This window comes from Variovorax sp. W2I14 (genome assembly GCF_050435205.1).
Taxonomy (GTDB): Bacteria; Pseudomonadota; Gammaproteobacteria; order Burkholderiales; family Burkholderiaceae_C; genus Variovorax; species Variovorax paradoxus_C.
The window spans coordinates 1,273,526-1,293,969 of record NZ_JBNDJX010000001.1; the positions used below are offsets into that span (position 1 = coordinate 1,273,526).

Consider the following 20,444-nt stretch of genomic DNA (forward strand, 5'->3'; position numbering starts at 1 on the left):
GCTGGGGTTGTGGGTCCCAATCTTTGCATTCAAAATGCATTCAAGGGAATCCAGCCATGACCGCAGAAATCATCGAAATCTCCAGGCTCGCATTGCACGACCAGGTCGCTGCGCGCCTTCGCACCATGCTGGTGGAGGGGCACATCGCCCCCGGCGCCAAGCTCAACGAGCGCGAGCTGTGCCTGCAATTGCGTGTGTCGCGCACGCCGCTGCGCGAAGCCATCAAGCTGCTTGCGGCCGAGGGGCTGGTCGACCTGTTGCCCAACCGCGGCGCGGTGGCCGTGAAGCTCACCGAGACCGATGTGCTCGACACCTTCGAGGTGCTGGCGATGCTCGAGGGCATGTCGGGCGAGCTTGCCGCCAAGCGCATCACTGATGAAGAACTGGCCGAGGTGCGCGCGCTGCACTACGAAATGCTGGCCTGCTTTTCGCGGCGTGATCTCTCGGGCTACTACCGCCTGAACGCGCGCATCCACACGGCCATCAACGAGGCCGCGGGGAACCCGGTGCTCGCGGGCACCTACCGCTCGATCAATGCGCGGGTGCAGTCGCTGCGCTTTCGCACCAACCAGAACGAGACCAAGTGGAAGCACGCGGTCGACGAGCACGAACAGATGATCCAGGCGCTGGCGGCGCGCGACGCGCAGGCGATGCGCAAGGTGCTCATCGCGCACGTGCTGCGCAAGCGCGACACGGTGCTGGAGCTGCTGCGCGCCGGCGAGATCTACCCCCAGGCCAACCAGGCCAACTGACCCCACACATCCACCATGCGCATCGATCCCGCCAGCCACATGCAGCCAGCCGGAACCGTTCTTCCGCCCAACGACACCTGCGAGCTGCTCTCGCGCCGGCTGCGCGCCGAAACGCAAGGTGAGGTGCTCTTCGACGACGGCTCGCGCGGGCGCTACGCCACCGACGCGTCGATCTACCAGATCACGCCGGTCGGCGCCTTCGTGCCGACGAACGACAAAGACATCGCCACCGCCATCGACATCGCACGCGACCTCAAGGTGCCGGTGTTGGCACGCGGCGGCGGGACGAGCCAGTGCGGCCAGACCACCGGCGCGGCGCTGGTCATCGACAACAGCAAGCACTTTCGGCGCGTGCTCGAGGTGAATGCGGAGGAGGGCACGGCGACTGTCGAACCCGGCCTCGTGCTCGATCACCTGAACGCGAAGCTCAAGCCGCTCGGGCTCTGGTACCCGGTCGATGTGTCGACCAGCGCGCAGGCCACGCTGGGCGGCATGGCGGGCAACAACTCCTGTGGTTCGCGCTCCATCGCCTACGGGAACATGGTGCACAACGTGCTGGGCGCGAGCGCCTGGCTGTCGAGCGGCGAGCTGGTGGAGTTCGGACCGACGGGCACGCTCGGCGTGCGCGCGGCCGGCATCGCGCAGTTCGTGCGCGGCCTCGCGCGGCAGCACCGCGATGCGATGGCCGAGCACTGGCCCAAGGTGATGCGCCGCGTGGCCGGCTACAACCTCGACATCTTCGACAACCAGAGCGAGAAGCCGTACACCGCCGATGGCAGCGTGAACCTTGCGCACCTCCTGATCGGCTCCGAAGGCACGCTCGCGTACACCAAGAGCCTGAAGCTCAAGCTCGCCCCGTTGCCGCGCGCGAAGGTGCTGGGCATCGTGAACTTCCCGACCTTCCATGCGGCCATGGATGCGGCGCAGCACATCGTGAAGCTCGGCCCGACAGCGGTGGAACTGGTTGACCGCACGATGATCGAGCTGAGCCTGGCGAACCCCGCCTTCAAGCCGACGGTGGAAACCGCGCTGATCGGCAAGCCCGCGGCCATCCTGCTGGTCGAGTTCTCCGGTGCCGACAAGGCCGCGCTGCTGCCGCAGTTGAAGCAACTGGTCGAACTGATGGGCGACCTGGGCTTGCCAGGCAGCGTGGTCGAGATGCCCGACGACGCGCGCCAGAAGAACCTGTGGGAAGTGCGCAAGGCCGGCCTCAACATCATGATGAGCCTCAAGGGCGACGGCAAGCCGGTGAGCTTCATCGAAGACTGCGCGGTGCCGCTCGAACACCTGGCCGAATACACCGATGCGCTGACCGAGGTGTTTGCGAAGTACGGCAGCCGCGGCACCTGGTACGCGCACGCCTCCGTCGGCACGCTGCATGTGCGGCCGATCCTCGACATGCGCACCGATGGCGCGGCCAAGATGCGCGCCATCGCCGAAGAAGCCAGCGCGCTGGTGCGCAAGTACAAGGGCGCGTTCAGTGGCGAGCACGGTGACGGCCTCTGCCGCGGCGAGTGGATCGAATGGCAGTTCGGCCCAGCCATCAACGAGGCCTTTCGCGCGATCAAGAAGAAGCTGGACCCGATCGACCTGTTCAACCCCGGCAAGATCATCGATCCGCCGCGCATGGACGACGGCTCGCTGTTCCGCTTCGCACCGCCGACGGCACCGAAGCCGTACCGGCGCATCGAACTCAAGCCGGTGCTCGACTGGTCGGCCTGGAACGTCAATGCCGATCCGGTGACCGAAGTAACCACCGCGCCCGGCACCGGCGGCGACAGCACCGGCGGCCTCGCGAAAGCCGTGGAGATGTGCAACAACAACGGCCACTGCCGGAAGTTCGACGCCGGCACCATGTGCCCGAGTTACCGCGTGACGCGCGACGAGCAGCACCTCACGCGCGGCCGCGCCAACACGCTGCGCCTCGCGCTCTCGGGCCAGCTCGGCGCTAATGCCTTCACCAGCGAAGCCATGCACGAGACCATGGACCTGTGCGTCGGCTGCAAGGGCTGCAAGCGCGATTGCCCGACGGGCGTGGACATGGCGAAGATGAAGATCGAGTTTCTCGACCACTACAAGAAGCGCCACGGCCATACGCTGAAGGACAAGCTCGTGGCCTACATGCCCGACTACGCGCACAAGGCGAGCCGCATGCCGTGGCTGCTGAACCTGCGCAACAGCGTGCCCGGCGCGGCTTGGCTCGGTGAGAAGCTCTTGGGCTTTTCGGCGAAGCGCTCGCTGCCCGAATGGCGCAGCGACACCTTCTGGCGCGCGAAGGGCAATGAGCCCGGGTTGTTCGCCGACCAAGCCTCGGTGCTGTCGGTGGCGGCGCGCGGTGGCAAGGCGGCGGTGCTTTTTGTCGATACCTTCAACGGCACCTTCGAATGCGAGAACGCGTTTGCGGCCGCACGCGTGCTCGAAGCCGCAGGCTATGTGCTGCACACGGTCGAGAAGGGCGGCGGAAAGGGCGGCGGCCACCATTGCTGCGGCCGGACTTTCCTCGCGAGCGGCATGGTGGACGAGGCCAAGGTGCGCGCCGAGGCATTGATCGATGCGCTGCTGCCGCTCGCGCAAGCGGGCATCCCCATCGTCGGCCTCGAACCTTCGTGCCTGCTTACGCTGCGCGACGAGACGCTGGTGATGGGCTTCGGCGACAAGGCCCAGACCGTGGCGAAGCAGGCGCTGCTGTTCGAGGAATTCATCGCGCGCGAAATCAAGGCGAGCCGGTTCAAGCTGTCGCTGAAGCCGTCCGCCGCGCCGATCCTCCTGCACGGCCATTGCCACCAGAAAGCCTTCGGTGCGGTGAGCCCGATCATGGAGGTGCTCAAGCTCATTCCCGGCGCCGAGCCCGAGTTGATCGAAAGCTCCTGTTGCGGCATGGCCGGCAGCTTCGGCTACGAGGCGAGCCACTTCGACGTCTCGATGCAGATGGCCGAGGCGAGCCTGCTGCCTGCCATCCGTGCGAAGCCCGATGCGGTGGTGGTGGCCGATGGCACCAGTTGCCGCCATCAGATCGGCGATGGAGCGCAGCGCGAGGCGGTGCATGTGGCGGTGCTGCTGGCGCGCCATCTGCTGAAGTCGGAGCCAGCGACGCGGTAACCGGCTGGCCTGCAGGCAGGATCGCGCGGGCTGCCGCAAAATGGCTGCGCCGTCCGATCCGATGTCGACCATCCTCCCTTCTCCCTCCCTTCGCGCGCAGCCCACACTGCGCCTTGCGTTCGCGTTGTCGATGGGCGCAGCGGTGTCGCTCGGCATCACCCGTTTCGCCTACGCGCTGCTGCTGCCGCCGATGCGCGCCGACCTCGGCTGGAGCTACGCGCTGGCCGGCGGCATGAACACCGCCAACGCGGTCGGCTACCTCGCCGGTGCGCTGGTCACGCCGGCGCTGATGCGACGCTTCGGCGTGACGCGGCTTCTGATCGTCGGTGCCGTGCTGGCCAGCGTGTTCATGGCGGGCAGCGGCTTCGTGACCGATGCGCCGGCCTTGCTGCTGCAGCGCCTGCTGGCCGGCGTGGCCAGCGCATGGGTGTTCGTGGCAGGCGGGTTGCTGGCGGCGCGGCTCGGCGAAGCGGATGCACGGGCCGGCGCCTCGCGCAGCGGGCTGCTTCTCGGCATCTATTACGGCGGTACCGGTTTCGGCATCCTGTTGTCGGCGCTGCTCGTGCCGCAGGTGCTGCGCGCGGCGTCGGATGTGCCGCATGGGTGGACGTGGGCGTGGTGGGCGCTGGCGCTTGCGAGCGCAGCCGCGACCGGCCTGCTGGCCTGGGCCGCGCGCGCGATGCCAAGTCCTCCGGCTTCGGCAACGCCATCGGCTGCGACCGCGGCTGAGGCTGCGCCCGTCGCACTGCGCCACTTCGGATGGGCCCTCGCGGGCTACGCGCTCTTCGGCATGGGCTACATCGGCTACATGACCTTCGTGATCGCGCTGCTGCGGGAGCAGGGCGCCAGCGCCGGCTTCGTCACCCTGTTCTATGCCTTGCTGGGCATCGCCTGCGTGGCCTCGTCGCGGTTGTGGGCCGGACTGCTCGACCGCTACCGCGGCGGCCAGCCGCAGGCACTGCTGAACGGGCTGCTGGGCGTGGCCACGCTGCTGCCGGTGCTGAGCGCTTCGGCGCCCGTGGCGCTGGCCTCGGGCGTGCTGTTCGGCGGCGTGTTCCTGTCGGTGGTGGCTTCGACCACCGCGCTGGTGCGCCACAACCTGCCGCCGGCACGATGGGCGCAGGGCATCAGCCTCTTCACCATCGTCTTCGCGCTCGGGCAGATCGTCGGCCCGACAGTGACGGGGTGGATTTCGGATGGCCCCGGCGGCCTCGCGCGCGGGCTGGTGGCTTCGGCGATCGCGCTGTGGCTCGCTGCGGTGCTGGCATCGCGCCAGCATGCGTTGAAGGAGATCGGATGACGGAACCAGACGACGCCACGGGCTTCGCATTGTTCGAAACCACCATCGGCATGTGCGCGCTGGCCTGGGGGCCGCACGGATTGGTTGGCGTGCAACTGCCTACCGACGAGGGCGAGCCGGCCACGCGGGCGCGCATGCGGCACCGCTTTCCGAAGCTGCACGAAGGACCACCGAACGACATGGCGCAACACGCCATCGCCGCCATCCAGAGCCTGCTGCAAGGCGTGCACGACGACCTGAGCCACATCGTGCTCGACATGCGCGGCGTGTCGGAATTCCACCAGCGCATCTACGCCATCGCGCGAAGCATTCCGCCGGGGCAGACGCGCACTTATGGCGAGATCGCCGAAGCGCTCGGCGACAAAGGGCTGTCGCGCGCCGTGGGGCAAGCTATGGGCCACAACCCCTTCGCGCCGGTGGTGCCGTGCCACCGCGTGCTCGCAGCGGGCAACAAGCCCGGCGGCTTTTCGGCCGGTGGCGGCGCGCTGACCAAGCTGCGCATGCTCGACATCGAGGACGCGCGGCCGAACGGGATGGCGTCGCTGTTCTGAGGGCCTTTTTTCAAACGGCCGGAACAGGCAGCCGGTGCAGCGTCGCGATGCGCGATGCAAAGATGATCGCGGCCTGCAGCACGAACCCCGCGAGCGCGAGCAGCAAGCAGGCCGGCTCGCCCCATGCGGCACCCACGGCGCCACCCAGCGCGGCACCGATGGGCCGCGCTCCCGCGTTGATCGTGAGGAACACGGCCGACACCCGCCCCAGCATCGTCGAAGGCACGACGCTCTGCCGCAGCGTGGTCGAGGTGATGACCCAGACCATCGGACCCGCGCCGAAGAGAAAGAACGACAGCGCAGCCAGCGATGCGAGGGGAAAGACCAGCGTGCCCGCCATCACGCCCGCCGCGATCACCGCCACGGCGGGGCCGACCTGGATGGCGCGGCCGAAGGGCAGCCGCGCCACGACGCGCGAGGTCAGCAGCGCGCCCGCCACCATGCCCGCGCCGTACATCGCCAGCGTGAAGCCCACCGCCTGCGCGCCGAGCCCGAGCACCCGCACTGCATAAGGCACGTACCCAGCCTGCAGCACGAACCACGAGATGTTGAAGACCGCACCGGTGATCGCCATCGGCCGCAGCAATTCGTGGTGCCAGACGAAGCGGGCGCCGTCCCTCACTTCGAGCAGCGGATGGCGCGGGGAGGTGGAAGAGCGCGGTGCTTCGGTCAATCGCAGCAGCAATGCCACGGCCGTGACCGACAGGACTGCCGCCAGCACGAACGCGGCCGAAGCGCCCGCCCATGCGACCAGCGCGCCAGCAAGCGCGGGGCCGGCAGTGAACGCTGCGCTGCGTGCGAGCTCGAGCCTTCCGTTGGCCGACGCGAGCGCCTCGCGCGGCACGAGCGCGGGCACCAGGGCCGGCGCCGCGACGCTGAAACCCACGGTGCCCACCGCTCCGAGAAATCCGAGCACGGCCAGCCATGCGATGCTGAGCTTCGACGCGAACACCATCGCAAGAAGCACCAGCAGCGACGCCGCCCGCAGTGCTTCCGCCCACGCCATCAGGCGCTGGCGCGACATGCGATCGGCCAGCAGCCCAAGCGGCATCGAGACCAGCAGGAAAGGCAGCGTCTGGACCGCCGCGAGAAAACCGATCTCGCCCGGCCCCGCGCCGAGCATCAGCACCGCGACCAACGGTACGGCCGCGAGGCTGAGTTGCTCGGCCGATTGCGCCGCGAGGTTCGACCACGCGAGATTCTGAAAAGAACGGGGAAGGGCGGAAGGCATGCGGCAAGGCTCGAAAGGAAAAGCCCGATCCTCCGCGTGAGCCCTCTCCGGCGCTGGCCGTTTACGGACCTGCGAGCAGCCGTCTCATCGGCGCGGTCCGGGCTTCGCTTCGGGAGCGATGGCCGCCATCACGAAGTCGATGAACGCCCGCACCTTCGCCGCCGGAAGGTGGCGCGACGGGTACAGCGCATAAAGCGGAAAGCGTTCGTCGGGCCAGTCGGGAAACAGGTCGACGAACTCGCCGCTGTCGAGGTGCTGCTGGATGCCCACCGCCTTGATCTGCGCAACGCCCACGCCCGCGAGCGCGGTGGCGAGGATGGTGCCCGCATCGGTCAGCAGCAGCCGGCCGGTGGTGGGCACCTTGATTAGCTTGCGGCCGCGCTGGAATTCCCATGCGTAGGGCTGCCCCGTGACCGGGTTGCGCACCTGCAGGCATGCGTGGCCGACGAGATCCGCGGGCTTCACGGGGCGCCCATGGCGCTTCAGGTAAGCAGGCGTCGCGACGGTCACGATGCGCGTGTCCATGAGCTTGCGCGCGACCAGCGACGAGGAGGGCGGTTCGCCGAAGCGCACTGCGATGTCGAAGCCTTCGGCCACCAAATCGCCGAGCTGGTCGCGCGCGACGAGGTCGAGCGACAGCTCGGGGTACTGGTCGAGAAAGCGCGGGAGGTGCGGCGCGATCAAAAGGCGCGATGTGAAGGCGTCGGTGTTGACGCGCAGGCGCCCGCGCACAGCACCTGCCGCACCCGCGGCGATGGTCACTGCGTCCTCGATGCCCAGCACCAGCGGATTGACGTTGGCATAGAGCAGCCGGCCTTCGTCCGTGAGATTGAGCGAGCGCGTCGTGCGGTCGAACAGGCGCACGCCGATGCGCGCTTCGAGCCGTGCGATGGCGCGGCTGACGCCCGAGGGTGTGAGGCCGAGCGCATTGGCCGCGCTCGCGAAGCTGCCGCCTTCGACGACAGCGGCGAGCACGCCCACGTTGGAGAGGAGTCGTCCGTCGAGTGCCATGTTTTGTATTCGTGATCAGGTGTCATGAATGATATGCCTCTGGGTCGCTTTACTCAAAGACGCCGGATTCCTACATTCCTTCCATCGCAATCGATTCATTCGAAGAAAGAAGGAAAGTCTCATGTACGCAATCACCGGTATCACAGGCAATGTCGGCGGCGCCGTCGCGCGCACCTTGCTGGCCGAGGGCCATTCCGTTCGCGCGGTGGTGCGCGATGCAGCCATGGGCAAGGTCTGGTCCGACCTCGGCTGCGAAGTCGCTATCGCCGACATGGAAGATGCGGCGTCCTTGACGCGCGCCTTCACCGGCGTTCGAGGTGTCTTCGTCCTGCCGCCACCGAACTTCGATCCCACGCCCGGCTTCCCCGAAGCGAAGACCGTCATCGACGCGGTGAGCCGCGCGCTTGTCGCAGCGCGGCCGGCCCGCGTGATCTGCCTCTCGACCGTCGGCGCGCAGGCCACGCAATCGAACCTGCTGAGCCAGCGCACCCTGATGGAGCAGGCGCTGTCGGCGCTGCCGTTGACCGTCGCGTTCCTGCGGCCCGCTTGGTTCCTCGACAACCTCGCCTGGGACATTGCAGCGGCGCGCGAGCAGGGCGTTTTCGCGAGCTTCCTGCTGCCGCTCGACAGGCCGGTGCCGATGGTCGCCGCGGCCGACGTCGGCCGTGTCGCGGCCGAACTGCTGGTGCAGGAGGGCGCGGTCGAACGCATCGTCGAACTCGAAGGCCCGGAGCGTGTGAGCCCGAACGCGATCGCCGCGGCGCTCGCTACGGTGCTGGGCCGCCCGGTTCAAGCCGAAGCGGTGCCGCGCGAGACCTGGGGTTCGCTGTTTCTTTCGCAGGGAATGAGGGACCCGATGCCGCGCATCCAGATGCTCGACGGCTTCAACGAGGGATGGATCACCTTCGAGGGCGGCGATGCGACCGTGCGCAAGGGCGAGGTCGGTCTCGTCGAAGTCATTCGCTCGTTGGCGAACTGAGGGGCAGCATCTCCTCGAACCACGCCGCGACATGCCGGGCTTCCGGCGCGGCGTCGGAAGCGAGGCCGTAGTAGTAGCGATCGAGCGCCATGCGCAGCGCAGGCAGCGGCGATTGCAGGCGGCCCGAGGCCAGGTCGTGCGACACGAGCGAGGTCGGCGCGAGGGCGATGCCGAGGCCATCGACCGCGGCCTGCAGCACGAAGTGAAGATGGTCGAACTGCAGGCGGCCGGCAGGCTTCGTGCGCGGCGCGCCGACCTGCTTCTTCCAGGCGTCCCAGTCGTCCTTGCGCGTCTTGGCCGAGAGCTGCACATGCGACGCCAGCGCACGCAGGTCGGCCAGCGGATGCGCCTTGAACAGGGCAGGCGCGCCGACCACCAGCACTTCGTCTTCGAGAAAGGGATGCACCCGGGCGGACGAGGGCCAGCCCTCGAGGCCGCGACGCACCGCGATGTCGAAGCTGCCGGTGGCCTGCTCCGGCATCACAGTGCTGGTGACGACTTGCGGTTCGATGTCAGGATGGCGTTCGACGAATAGCGGCAGCCGCGGAATCAGCCAGCGCACCGCGAATGACGGCCGCACGTTGATCCGCACCGCGCGGGCCGGGCCTTGCGCCTGCAGGGCCTGTGCGGCCGCGTTGATCTGCGCCAGCGCCGGTCCGGCTTCGGCGAAGAACTGCTGGCCTTCGGCCGTCAATGCCACCTGCCGGATGCGCCGCTCGAACAGCGCGACGCCCAGGCATTCTTCAAGGCTCTTGATCTGCCGGCTCACCGCGCTGTGGGTGACATGAAGTTCCTCTGCCGCGCGCGTGAAACTCAGGTGGCGGGCCGCGGCGACAAAGGCGCGCACGGCGTTGAGGGGCGGTTCTCGAAGCGGCATGCGTGCAATTTTCTCACGCATGAGGGGCGCTAATCTCGTTTGTCAGCCCGCCTTGCCGCGGCGCACGATGCGGTCTCGATGCCTTCCACGCCCCTCGCACCCGCCCCCACAGGGCCCAGCGCCACCGACCTGAATTCCCGCCACGCAGCCATCGCGCTCGGGCTTTCGCTGCCGGCCGACGTCGTTCTTTACCTCTTGCTGCCGATGTACGCCAACCAGTTCGGCGTGACGCTGGCCGAAGCCGGCATGCTGCTCGCGGCCAACCGGCTGGTGCGCATCGCCGGGTACCGGTGGGTGGCGCGCTTCTATGCGCGCAACGGCGACCGGCCGACCTGCACCATCGCCGTCGTGGCGGCTACGGTTTGCGGCGTGGGCTACGCGACGCTCTCGGGCTTCTGGGCGCTGCTGCCGCTGCGGCTGACGTGGGGGCTGTGCTTCGCGGCGCTCAATCTGTCGACCCAGGCGTTGGCCACGGCCGACCCGATCGGTGCCGCGCGCCGCAACGGCCGCTCGCGCGCATTCATCGCCATGGGGCCGGTGCTGGCGCTGCCGCTGGGCGCGTTGATGGCGCACTGGGTCGGGCCGCGCGCGATCTTCGGCATCCTCGCGGTGTTCTCGCTGCTGGCGGTGTTCGCGGCCCGGCGGCTGCCATCGGCGCCGTATCGCACGGAGAAACCCGCGAGGCGCTTCCAGTGGCCGAACAGCCTCGATGGCTGGTCGTTCATGGAAGGGCTGGCGCTCGACGGGCTCTTCATCGTCGGGCTGTCGTACCTCGGCAAGGACCTGCTGCCGGGCGGCGCGGTGATCGTGGCCGGCCTGCTGATGGCGCTGCGCTACTTGGCGGAGATTTTCCTGAGCCCGGTCGGCGGGCACCTGGCGGACCGCTTCGGCGCGGAGCGGCTGCTGGTGAGCCTGTCGCTCGTGACGGCCATCGCGCTCGTGGGCTTCGGCCTCGGATGGCTCTGGAGCTGCGCGGCGTTGATCGTCGTGCTGCGCGCCTTGCAACTGCCCTTGCTGTCGCCCATCGTGGCGCGCCGCACGCCGGGCCCCGAGCGCGTGCAGGCGCTGGCCGCACGCTCGGTGTGGCGCGACATCGGTGCCGGCGCCGGACCGCTCATCGCTGGGCTGCTGCTGCCGGTCGCATCGCCGCCGTGGCTCTATGGCATTGCCGCCGTGCTGCTCGCCATCATGGCGCTGGCCTGCGGCCGAAATCCATCGCCACAATCGACCCCACCTCACACGCCGGAGCGAACGTCATGACAAGGTCCCACGCCATCGAAACCGTCGAGCAGCTCGAAGCGCTGTTCGGCCAGCCCGGCGAGGCCTCGCTCAAGAAGGAAGTGCCGTACCTGCACCCGAGCTACCAGGCGCTGATCGCCGCATCGCCCTTCGCGGTGCTCGCCACCATCGGCCCTGACGGCCTTGACGCATCGCCCCGCGGCGATCCGCCGGGCTTCGTGGTGGTGCAGGACGAGAAGACGCTGCTCTTGCCCGAGCGACGAGGCAACAACCGCATCGACAGCCTGCGCAACATCGTGGCCGATCCGCGCGTGGCCTTGCTCTTCCTGATTCCCGGTGTCGGCGAGACGCTGCGGGTGAACGGACGCGCGCGCATCACCGTCGCACCCGACGTGCTGGCGCGCTTCGAGATGGAAGGCAAGCTGCCGCAGTGCGTGATCGAGGTGCAGGTGGAGACGGTGTACTTCCAGTGCGCCCGCGCGATCCAGCGCTCGAAGCTCTGGGCGCCCGTGGCGGCGGATGCGAAGCGCGAAGTGCCAACGCCCGGCGCCATTCTTTCGGCGCTGACCGATGCGGCGTTCGATGGGACCACCTACGACCGCGAGCTGCCGGCGCGGCAGCAGTCGACCTTGTACTGAGCAAGAGGCCATGGAGCACCATATCGCTTTTCGCACCGCGGCGCTGGCCGATCTCCCCGCCATCGTCGAGCTGCTGGCGAACGACGAACTGGGGCGCCGCCGCGAAGTGACCGGGCCGACGCTGGACGCGCGATACCTCGCGGCGTTCAACGCCATCGAGGCCGATGCGAATCAGCAGCTCGTGGTCGCGGTGGACGCGGCGGGCGCGGTGGTCGGCACCTTGCAGCTGTCGTTCATACCGGGCATCGCGCGAACGGGCGCATGGCGAGGGCAGATCGAGGCAGTCCGCATTGCAGCGACGTCGCGCGGTTCGGGCGTGGGCCAGCAGATGTTCGAGTGGGCCATTGCGCAGTGCAGGGCGCGCGGCTGCACGCTGGTGCAATTGACCACGGACAAGGGGCGTCCGGACGCGCATCGCTTCTACGAAAAGCTCGGCTTCGTTGCGAGCCACGAGGGCTACAAGCTCGGGCTTTGACACCTGTTTTCGGGGCTGAACAGGCCACTGTGTTTCGATGTTCAGCAAGATGTCACTCAAAGCAACCGCCAGTGGTTCGAGGGCCATCCAGGGGGAGTCGGCAGTGTAGACTGCCAGGTTTTTCCAAGTGGCGGTAATGGTGCAAGTGTCAAGGCGCACAGGCTTCACCGGCTCGGCGCTGATTCGCTTGCTCGCTCGGCTGACCGACATCGAAGTCCCCGAGCCCAAACAGGCTTTCGCGGATCGATTGAGTCAATGGCTCGGCTGGACCGATGCCATCTCCCTTTCTGCAGCGTTGAACGGCGGCCTGGCTGCTTCGTCTTCTGGCGCGCGTGCGGCCGGCAACCCCGAAGCACGCGAATGCGAGCGGGTGCGGACCGCGATCGCCAACGCCATCGCAGAAGACATGCACAGCATCGCCAGGGACAACACGACCGACTTCGCGGCCTACCGCCGGCGCTACCACGCCAGGCAGCAGGCCATGCAGACGAGCATCGGCCCCTTGCGCGGCCGCCTGCGTTCGACGCTGGCGACGCGCTCGCCCGACATGGCGCGGCTGGCGGCGGTGGATGTGGTGATGGAGCAGGTGTTGAGCGCGCAGGAGCATCGGCTGCTGGGGAGCATCCCGACGATGCTCGAGAAGCATTTCAAGCGCCTCGGCCAAGCCGATGCCAACCTTGTCGATAGCGAAGCCGAGCCCGGCGCCTGGCTGCCCGCGTTCCGCAAGGACATGCACGACGTGCTGCTTGCCGAGCTGGAAATCCGATTTCAACCCGTCGAAGGGCTGCTCGAAGCCCTTCGCGCGAGCTAACCAGAGTTTCATGACCCAACTTCTTCATCGCATCGTCTTCGTCGTCGGCCTGGCCGCGGTCTGCTGGGTGGGCATCGGATACATCGGCTCGAACCCGCTGGCGCTGGCGGCCACCTTGCTCATCGGCGCCTTCTACGTGGCCGGCGCGCTGGAGCTGCACCGCTTCGGGCAGGCGACCACAACGCTGACCAGCGCCGTGACGGACATGACCGGCCCGCCGGCCAGCCTGGGCGAATGGCTCGACAAGCTGCATCCGTCGCTGCGCAACGCGGTGCGCCTGCGCATCGAAGGCGAACGCGTCGGCTTGCCCGGCCCGAGCCTCACGCCCTACCTTGCGGGCCTGCTGGTGCTGCTTGGCATGCTGGGCACCTTCGTCGGCATGGTGGTCACCCTGAACGGCACCGGCACGGCGCTGGAGAGCGCGTCGGACCTGCAGGCGATGCGCGCCTCGCTGGCCGCGCCGGTCAAGGGCCTGGGCGTGGCCTTCGGCACCTCGCTCGCGGGCATTGCTACGTCGGCGGCGCTGGGACTGCTTTCCGCACTGGCCCGGCGCGACCGGCTGCAGGCCGCGCAACTGCTCGACACGCGGATCGCCACCAGCTTGCGCGTCTTCTCGCTGGCGCATCAGCGCGAGGAGTCCTTCAAGCTGCTGCAGAGCCAGGGCGAGGCGATGCCCGTGCTGGTCGACCGCCTGCAACTGATGATGGCGACGATGGAACGCCAGAGCCAGGCATTGAACGAGCGCCTGATCTCCAGCCAGGACAGCTTCCACGGCAAGGCCGAGGCCGTGTACGCGGGCCTCGCTTCTTCCGTCGGCCAATCGCTGAAAGAAGGCCTCGCGGACAGCGCCCGCATCGCCGGCGCGACGATCCAGCCGGTGGTCGAAGCCACCATGGCCGGTATCGCACGCGAGACGGCCGCGCTGCACGCCACGGTCGAGCAGGGCGTGCAGCGGCAACTGGACGGCCTCTCCACCCGTTTCGAGGCCAACACCACCACCGTGGCGGACATCTGGAAGACCGCGCTCGCCGGTCAGCAACGCGCGAGCGAGGCGCAAGCCAAGGACCTGCGCGCCACGCTCGACCAGTTCACGCAGACCTTCGAGCAACGCTCGGCTTCGCTGGTGGACGGCGTTTCTGCCCGCCTCGAAACCACGGTCGAGCGTGTCTCCGACAACTGGCGCAGCGCGCTCGCGCAGCATGAACGCGCGAGCGAAACCCTCTCGGGCGACACGCAGCGCGCATTGACCGCCGCCGCAGCCACCTTCGAGCAGCACTCGGCATCGCTGCTGAACACGGTGGGCCAGGCGCACACCAACCTGCAGGCCGAGATGGCATCGCGTGACCAGCAACGGCTGGCCTCGTGGACCCAGGCGCTCGAAGCGATGGCCGTGTCGCTCCAGCAGGAATGGCAGCAGGCCGGCGCACGCAGCGAGACCCAGCAGCAGGAAATCTGCAAGACGCTCGCACAGACCGCCAGCGACATCTCCGCCCAGAGCGAAGCGCATGCGAAGAGCACCATCGCCGAAATCGGCCAACTCATGCAGGCCGCCTCCGAGGCGCCGCGCGCCGCGGCCGAAGTGATCGCCGAACTGCGCCAGAAGCTCTCTGACAGCATGGCGCGCGACAACGCGATGCTCGACGAGCGCAGCCGCATCCTCGGCACGCTGGAGACGCTGCTCGACGCGGTGAACCACGCCTCCACCGAGCAGCGCAGCGCCATCGATGCGCTCGTGACCACATCGGCGGACCTGCTCGACCGCGTCGGCACGCGCTTTACCGACAAGGTCGACACCGAAACCGGGAAGATGGCCGACGTGGCCGCGCAGATCACCGGCAGCGCCGTCGAGGTCGCGAGCCTGGGCGAGGCCTTCGGCTTTGCGGTGAAGCTCTTCACCGAATCGAACGACAAGATGAGCGCGCACCTGCAGCGCATCGAAGCCGCGCTCGGCAAATCGATCGCGCGCAGCGACGAGCAGCTGGCCTACTACGTGGCACAGGCCCGCGAAGTCATCGATCTCAGCATCTCGTCGCAGAAGCAGATCGTCGAAGACCTGCAGCAGCTCGCTGCGCAACGCGATCACCGCGCAGTAGCCGGCAGCGAAGCGTGATGACCGAGGACATCGACGCCGGCACCGAGGCCTCGGTCCCGGTATGGGCCGTCTTCGGCGACCTGATGTCGGGTTTGCTGGGTGCCTTCGTGCTGATCCTGGTCTGCGTGATCGGCATGCAGCTCGAACTCGCGACCAAGCTCGAGGCCGAGGTCAAGCAGCGCAAGGTCGAGGCCGAACGCTTGCAGACGCTCGAACAGGCGCTGGCCGGACCGCTCGCTGCGGGCCGTGTGACGTTGGACAACGGGCGCATCGGCATCAGCGGCAGCGTGCTGTTCGCGTTGAATTCCGCGGAGCTGCAGCCGGAAGGCCGGCAACTGCTCAAGAGCCTGGCCGCGCCGCTCGCCGCCTACCTGCAGGCCCGCAACGAGATGCTGATGGTGAGCGGCTTCACCGACGACCGGCAGGTGCGCGGCGGCAACAAGCAGTTCGCGGACAACTGGGAGCTGTCAGCCCAGCGCGCGTTGACGGTGACACGGGCGCTGATCGAGGAGGGCATTCCGTCGTCATCCGTCTTCGCGGCCGCGTTCGGCGCCGAACAGGCCGTGGCGTCGAACGCCGATGCCGATGGGCGTTCGAAGAACCGGCGCGTGGAAATGGCGCCTACGCCGAAGCGTTCGGACGTGAAGACAAAGCCTCGTGAGTAGCAGCGACGAAGCCGACGGAATCGACGCAACGCTCGGCGCATGGCGCGAGCGCGGGGCGCATCGCCTCGACCCGGTCCGTTTTCACTTCATCGAGACGCTGGCCAGCCGGGCGGCTGAATACAGCGGCGAAGCCCGGCGCATCCTGGACGAACGGGTGTCCACGCTGCTCGCGGCCTATGGCGAAGATCTCGAGAAAGCTTCGGGCGCCGAAATTGCCGCAGCCGCAAGACAGGCTTCACGCGGCCCGCTCGCGGAACTGACCGAACACCTCGCGCAACACGGATCGTCCGAGCGGATGGATCCGGCAACCAACGAACTGAAGGTACTCCCGTTCTTCCGGAGCACCTGGTCGAAGCTCAGCGCCGAGCGGCGGCTGACGCAGTCGCTGGCGAAGCTGCCGCAGAACGCCGGCCCGCTGAATTCGCACAACCTCGTGCACCAATCGCTCACGCTGATGCGCGAGTTGTCGCCCGAGTACCTCAACAGGTTCGTGTCGTATGTCGATGCGTTGCTGTGGGTCGATCAGGCGAATGCGCCGGCGAGCAACGATGCCGCGCCGCGCGCCGAGGGCGGCAAGAAGACTGCGCGCAGCAAGTCAGGCTGAGCTTCGGAGGAAAGGTCAGCCGGCCGCTACCCGGTGCCGCTGCCGTAACCGCAAAACCAGCAGGCCAAGCGTTGCCGTGAGCAGCAGCGCTGCCGCAACGACCTCCGACAGGATCGTGATGTTCGCCATGGGCGTGTGCCAGGCCATCGGCGCCAGGGCGTAGTGACCGAGTCCGTCGAAGCCGAGCAGGGCATAGACGGCCACAAGAAGAAGGCCCGTCATCACGAACCGCTTGCGGATCAGCAGGAACCCGATCACCCCCACCGACGTGATGCCCATCCAGACCGCATAGACCTTCGCGCGGGTGAGCGAAGCCGGGAGATTCGGGTACTCGCAGATGAACTCGGCGTTGTGGCTGAAATGCCCGAGGCTGGTCAGGAAGTACGCGACGGCCAGGACGGCCAGCAGCTTGGGAAGATCGGAGAGGCGATGGATCGGGTTCATCTGAGCCTGGAATGAAGGACGGGCGATCCTATCTGTCTCGCCCGACCGGCACATTCACGCTCCACTTTTGCGGCGAGCCCACGGTGCGTTTACAGGTGACCATCACGTTGCGTCCTGTCAGCCCGTGGCTCTTGGGTGTCCATCGGGTTTCGAGCGGAACGCTGCACCTCGGGACCAGGATTTTCATGTTGGGATCGAGTGCCACCCACCCGCCACGGGTGGCTGCGTTCTCGCGCGCGGCGAAATCCCGCGCCTCCTGCCGTATCTCGAACAGGCCATGAATTTCGGCCGTGGAGCGATCGGCTTCGATGCTCCACGAAGCGAAGCAGCGCGCGGATGCGAGGAGCAGCAGGGGGAGCAGGAGCGAGCGGCTGTCGATCTTCATGGCGTCTGGGTGCCGCGTCGATGCGCTCAGGCCTGCCCAGACGCCGCCTGCTCCGCCCGCGCGTCGTGGCCGATGACCAGCACCAGCACGAACCCCAGCGCCGCGAGCAGCGCCAGGAAAAGCACGGCGTAGAAATCGTTCCCCATGCGGTCCTTCAGCGCGCCGAAGATCGTCGGGCCGATGTAGCCGCCGAGGTTGCCGATGGAGTTGATCCACGCGATGCCGGCCGCGGCCGCGGTGCCGCTCAGGATGGCGGTGGGCAGCGTCCAGAACATCGGCAGCGCGCTGAAGATGCCGAAGGCGGCGAGCGTCACGGCCGCCATCTTGGGGATGGGCGCGCTGGTTTCGGCGGCCGCCACGAGGCCGACGAAGATGCAGGCCAGCGGAATCAGGAGGAACCACTTGCGCTCCTTCTTCGCGTCGGAAGCGCGGGTCCAGAACACCATGGCGATGGCGCCGATCAGGTATGGGAAGGCGTTGATGAAGCCGATCTCCACGTTGCCCAGCCCGCCGAAGCCCTTGATGATCTGCGGCAGGAAAAAGCTCAGGCCATAGAGCGGCACCGTGATGCCCATGTAGACGAAACCCAGGCCGATCACGCGCGGATTCAGCAGCGCCTGCTTCCACGAAATGGTGTGCAGTGCTTCGCGGTTGCGGCGCTCGCCGTCGAGCGTGTGCTGCAGCCAGTCGCGTTCTTCATTCGAGAGCCACTTCGCATCCTTCGGGCCGTCGGGCAGATAGAACAGGATGAAGAAGGTCAGGATCAGCGACGGAATCGCCTCCAGGATGAAGAGCCACTGCCAGCCGTGCATGCCGCCGATGCCGTCCATGTTGAGGATGTAGCCCGAGATGGGCGAGCCGATCACGGTGGAGATCGGAATCGCGAACATGAACCAGCCCACGATGCGCGCGCGGTACGCCGCCGGAAACCACAGCGTGATGTAGAAGATGACGCCCGGAAAGAAGCCGGCCTCGGCAATGCCGAGCAAGAAGCGCACGACGTTGAAGCTGGTCGAGCCGCCCACCCAGGCCTGCGCCGCGGAAAGAATGCCCCAGCTGAACATGATGCGGGCGATCCAGCGGCGCGCGCCGAAGCGCTCCAGTGCCATGTTGCTTGGCACCTCGAACAGGAAATACGCGAGGAAGAAGATGCCGGCCGCGCTGCCGAACACGGCGGCGGTGAAGCCCAGGTCTTTCGACATCGCGGACCCGGCAAAGCCGAGATTCACGCGATCGAGATAGGCGATGAAGTAGCTGATCATCAAAAGCGGCAAGAGCCGCCAGCTGATCTTCGAGATGGTTCTCTGTTCGACGGGGTTCACGGTGTGTACGTCTCCTGTTATGTGAAGGTTTTTGTGGAGCCTGTCCGGTGACAGGTAAGGAAAGAAAAGGATGCTCAGGACGCGGGGTCGTTTTCTCCTTCTTTTTCTTCTTTCTGCTGCGCCCTCATGACCTGGTGGCGTTGCCAGTAGTGGCCGACGGCGCCCCTGAAATTGTCTTTCTGCTTGCCGAGGCCGGCCACCTTGACCTTGGTGGTGCGCGCGCCCAGCATGGCCTTGTCGTGGTGCGTGACGATCAGCGTGTCGCCGAAGCTGCCGTCCTTGTAGGTGAGGCCCTTCACCTCGTCCCACGCGATGGTCGACCCGCCGTCCGCGCTCGGGTGCAGGCCGACGTAGTCGACCACGATGCGCTCGTTGTTCTTCAGCGCGAATTCGAGCGGCGGAAAGTGCCGCAGCACAACGATGCGTTCTTCCTCCGTGGCGGGCTCGTAACGATAGGCGAGCGCCAGTTCGTGGTTCTGCACGAAGCGCTGCTCGTACTCGCTCCACAGGCGCTGCTCGATGGCCCGGCGCGGTCTCGATCTCGTCGGCCCAGGTGGCCTCGGGCGCGGTCGCGACGATGGCGCCGTACACGCTCTCGGGCACATGGTGGTCGACGTTGCGCATGCGTTCGAGCAAGGGCGGATGGCTGTCGTAGGGGTGGGGCACGTCGGCGGTCTTCATCGTCTCGATGAACGCCTCCGAGCTCGCGTAGGGCGGCAGCCCGTCGGCCACGAAGCGGGCGATGCCCAGTGCGCCGTCGTGCTGGCGGTTCTGCGCGAAGAGCTTCTGCTCGACGTCGTTGCGGTAGCTCGCGTAGGCCGAGATCTTGATCAGCGACTGCACGATGGCGCTCGGTGCCGTGAGGCTTGCCGACACGCGGTCGGCCTTGTACTCGCGCTCGCGGCTGTCGCGCGCCAGGGCGAACTCGAAGATCATGCGATAGAGGCGCAGCAGGTAGTGCGCCACGATGGTGAGGCCGCCGCTGCGCATCTTCCAGGTGTACTGGTCGAACTGCCGCAGCTTCGGGCCGAGCGCCGCGCTGCTGCGGGTGTCGCCGCCGCCCAGGTGGGCCAGTTCGTGGGCCAGCACCGCATCGGCTTCGGACTGGTCGAGCACGCGCAGGAGCGGAAGACTCACGAACAGCGTGCGGCCGTTCAAGGCACGGCCGCTGACTTCGATGGGCGCCTCGGTGACGAAGAAGTTGGTGTCGATGCCGGCCACGATCTGGTCGGGCGGCGCCGTCTTCACGCGGCCCGCGAGCTGGCGGATGCGCTCCCACAGGCGCGGCGCGTCGGCTTCGGCGATGAGCTCGCCGTCGATCGCGTTGACCGAAGGCAGCTTCTTGAAGAGCGTGTACACGGCGTAGAACACGGCCGCCGCGGCCGCGATGCCCGCAATGGCGATCAGCTTGACGTAGTAGCTGTGCCAGAAGAAGGCGGTGAGCCAGAACGAGAGCCACACCAGCATCGCGCTCTGCAACACGACTTCGATGGCGCTCGATACCGTCATGAGCCGCCAGCCCGCGACGAAGCTCGCGTAGCGCAGGCCCCGATTCGCGAAGGCCAGCGCGCCGAGCACGAGCGCCGCCGCGAGCAGCGCCGCGCCGAGCGCGAGCGTCCAGAGCGCGGCGCGGTCGGCCCAGTGGAACTGCCACTGCATCGAGTAGGGGCTGCACACCTTGTCGTGGAAGTTCTTGTCTTCGGGCGCAGTGGCGTCGCAGGCCTTGGAGAGCGGATGGCTGCGGTAGAACGCGGTGGCCTCCGCCTTGTCGGCGGCGTTGAGGCGGGCATCGGTGTTGATGCGGTTCTCGATCGACTGCAGGAACTCGGCGTCTTGCGAGCGCAGTGCGTATTCGGTGAAGACCAGCGTCGCCGCCGGGATGGCGAAGAGCGACACGAGGGTCAGAAGAAACACGCGAAGCAGATCGGCATGGATCGTGCGGGCGAAGGCCATGGGTAACTCCTCCAGG

At 67.5% G+C, this 20,444-nt stretch carries 18 protein-coding genes and 1 pseudogene; 12 read left to right on the forward strand and 7 right to left on the reverse strand.

From position 1 onward, the window contains the following. Window positions 1-56: 56 nt before the first annotated feature. The 4 genes from QF040_RS05975 to QF040_RS05990 all read left to right on the forward strand — a co-directional run bounded on the left by QF040_RS05975 (window position 57) and on the right by QF040_RS05990 (window position 5,702). Window positions 57-752: a GntR family transcriptional regulator gene (locus QF040_RS05975; RefSeq protein ID WP_429610231.1), complete on the forward strand. Its 696-nt coding sequence runs from the start codon at window positions 57-59 to the stop codon at window positions 750-752. A gap of 15 nt (window positions 753-767) precedes the next feature. Beyond that, the gene (locus QF040_RS05980) at window positions 768-3,851 is read left to right on the forward strand and encodes an FAD-binding and (Fe-S)-binding domain-containing protein (protein ID WP_429610232.1); all 3,084 of its coding nucleotides are present in this window, start codon (window positions 768-770) and stop codon (window positions 3,849-3,851) included. 61 nt (window positions 3,852-3,912) lie between these two features. Further along, a complete protein-coding gene (locus QF040_RS05985) occupies window positions 3,913-5,151 on the forward strand; it encodes a YbfB/YjiJ family MFS transporter (protein ID WP_429610233.1) in 1,239 nt (412 codons plus the stop codon). Then, a complete protein-coding gene (locus QF040_RS05990) occupies window positions 5,148-5,702 on the forward strand; it encodes a methylated-DNA--[protein]-cysteine S-methyltransferase (RefSeq protein ID WP_429610234.1) in 555 nt (184 codons plus the stop codon). The genes QF040_RS05985 and QF040_RS05990 overlap by 4 nt, the downstream gene beginning before the upstream one ends. Window positions 5,703-5,712: 10 nt before the next feature. Here the strand turns inward: QF040_RS05990 and QF040_RS05995 are convergent, their stop codons facing one another. Continuing rightward, the gene (locus tag QF040_RS05995; protein ID WP_429610235.1) at window positions 5,713-6,933 is read right to left on the reverse strand and encodes an MFS transporter; all 1,221 of its coding nucleotides are present in this window, start codon (window positions 6,931-6,933) and stop codon (window positions 5,713-5,715) included. An 84-nt stretch (window positions 6,934-7,017) separates the two neighbouring features. Beyond that, window positions 7,018-7,944: a LysR family transcriptional regulator gene (locus QF040_RS06000; RefSeq protein WP_429610236.1), complete on the reverse strand. Its 927-nt coding sequence runs from the start codon at window positions 7,942-7,944 to the stop codon at window positions 7,018-7,020. 121 nt (window positions 7,945-8,065) lie between these two features. Between QF040_RS06000 and QF040_RS06005 the strand changes: the two genes are divergently transcribed. Next, window positions 8,066-8,923 (forward strand): NmrA family NAD(P)-binding protein, encoded by an 858-nt coding sequence (locus QF040_RS06005; protein ID WP_429610238.1) that lies wholly within the window; start codon window positions 8,066-8,068, stop codon window positions 8,921-8,923. Here the strand turns inward: QF040_RS06005 and QF040_RS06010 are convergent. After that, window positions 8,901-9,800 (reverse strand): LysR substrate-binding domain-containing protein, encoded by a 900-nt coding sequence (locus tag QF040_RS06010; RefSeq protein WP_429610240.1) that lies wholly within the window; start codon window positions 9,798-9,800, stop codon window positions 8,901-8,903. The two genes, QF040_RS06005 and QF040_RS06010, sit on opposite strands and share 23 nt — an antisense overlap. A 78-nt stretch (window positions 9,801-9,878) precedes the next feature. Between QF040_RS06010 and QF040_RS06015 the strand changes: the two genes are divergently transcribed. From QF040_RS06015 to QF040_RS06045, 7 genes are all read left to right on the forward strand, one after another. After that, on the forward strand, window positions 9,879-11,060 hold the full coding sequence (locus tag QF040_RS06015; RefSeq protein WP_429610242.1) for an MFS transporter: 1,182 nt from the start codon (window positions 9,879-9,881) through the stop codon (window positions 11,058-11,060). Beyond that, window positions 11,057-11,677: a pyridoxamine 5'-phosphate oxidase family protein gene (locus QF040_RS06020; protein WP_429610243.1), complete on the forward strand. Its 621-nt coding sequence runs from the start codon at window positions 11,057-11,059 to the stop codon at window positions 11,675-11,677. Before QF040_RS06015 ends, QF040_RS06020 begins: the two co-directional genes overlap by 4 nt. Window positions 11,678-11,687: 10 nt before the next feature. Next, the gene (locus tag QF040_RS06025) at window positions 11,688-12,152 is read left to right on the forward strand and encodes a GNAT family N-acetyltransferase (RefSeq protein WP_429610244.1); all 465 of its coding nucleotides are present in this window, start codon (window positions 11,688-11,690) and stop codon (window positions 12,150-12,152) included. A gap of 136 nt (window positions 12,153-12,288) precedes the next feature. Next, window positions 12,289-12,963, forward strand: coding sequence for a DUF3348 domain-containing protein (locus tag QF040_RS06030; protein WP_429610246.1), 675 nt, complete (start codon window positions 12,289-12,291; stop codon window positions 12,961-12,963). Window positions 12,964-12,973: 10 nt separating this feature from the next. Next, on the forward strand, window positions 12,974-15,073 hold the full coding sequence (locus QF040_RS06035; protein WP_429610248.1) for a DUF802 domain-containing protein: 2,100 nt from the start codon (window positions 12,974-12,976) through the stop codon (window positions 15,071-15,073). Then, on the forward strand, window positions 15,073-15,720 hold the full coding sequence (locus QF040_RS06040) for an OmpA family protein (RefSeq protein WP_013541558.1): 648 nt from the start codon (window positions 15,073-15,075) through the stop codon (window positions 15,718-15,720). Before QF040_RS06035 ends, QF040_RS06040 begins: the two co-directional genes overlap by 1 nt. Continuing rightward, the gene (locus QF040_RS06045; protein WP_429610250.1) at window positions 15,713-16,324 is read left to right on the forward strand and encodes a DUF2894 domain-containing protein; all 612 of its coding nucleotides are present in this window, start codon (window positions 15,713-15,715) and stop codon (window positions 16,322-16,324) included. Before QF040_RS06040 ends, QF040_RS06045 begins: the two co-directional genes overlap by 8 nt. Window positions 16,325-16,339: 15 nt before the next feature. Here QF040_RS06045 and QF040_RS06050 read toward each other — a convergent pair whose 3' ends face one another. From QF040_RS06050 to QF040_RS06065, 4 genes and pseudogenes are all read right to left on the reverse strand, one after another. Beyond that, window positions 16,340-16,768, reverse strand: a complete 429-nt coding sequence (locus QF040_RS06050) for a hypothetical protein (RefSeq protein ID WP_429610251.1) — start codon at window positions 16,766-16,768, stop codon at window positions 16,340-16,342. A gap of 28 nt (window positions 16,769-16,796) precedes the next feature. Continuing rightward, window positions 16,797-17,153, reverse strand: coding sequence for a hypothetical protein (locus tag QF040_RS06055; RefSeq protein WP_429610253.1), 357 nt, complete (start codon window positions 17,151-17,153; stop codon window positions 16,797-16,799). Window positions 17,154-17,179: 26 nt separating this feature from the next. Next, window positions 17,180-18,475, reverse strand: coding sequence for an MFS transporter (locus QF040_RS06060; protein WP_013541556.1), 1,296 nt, complete (start codon window positions 18,473-18,475; stop codon window positions 17,180-17,182). Between the two features lie 74 nt (window positions 18,476-18,549). Next, window positions 18,550-20,428: pseudogene (locus tag QF040_RS06065) on the reverse strand (M48 family metallopeptidase). Between the last annotated feature and the right edge of the window lie 16 nt (window positions 20,429-20,444).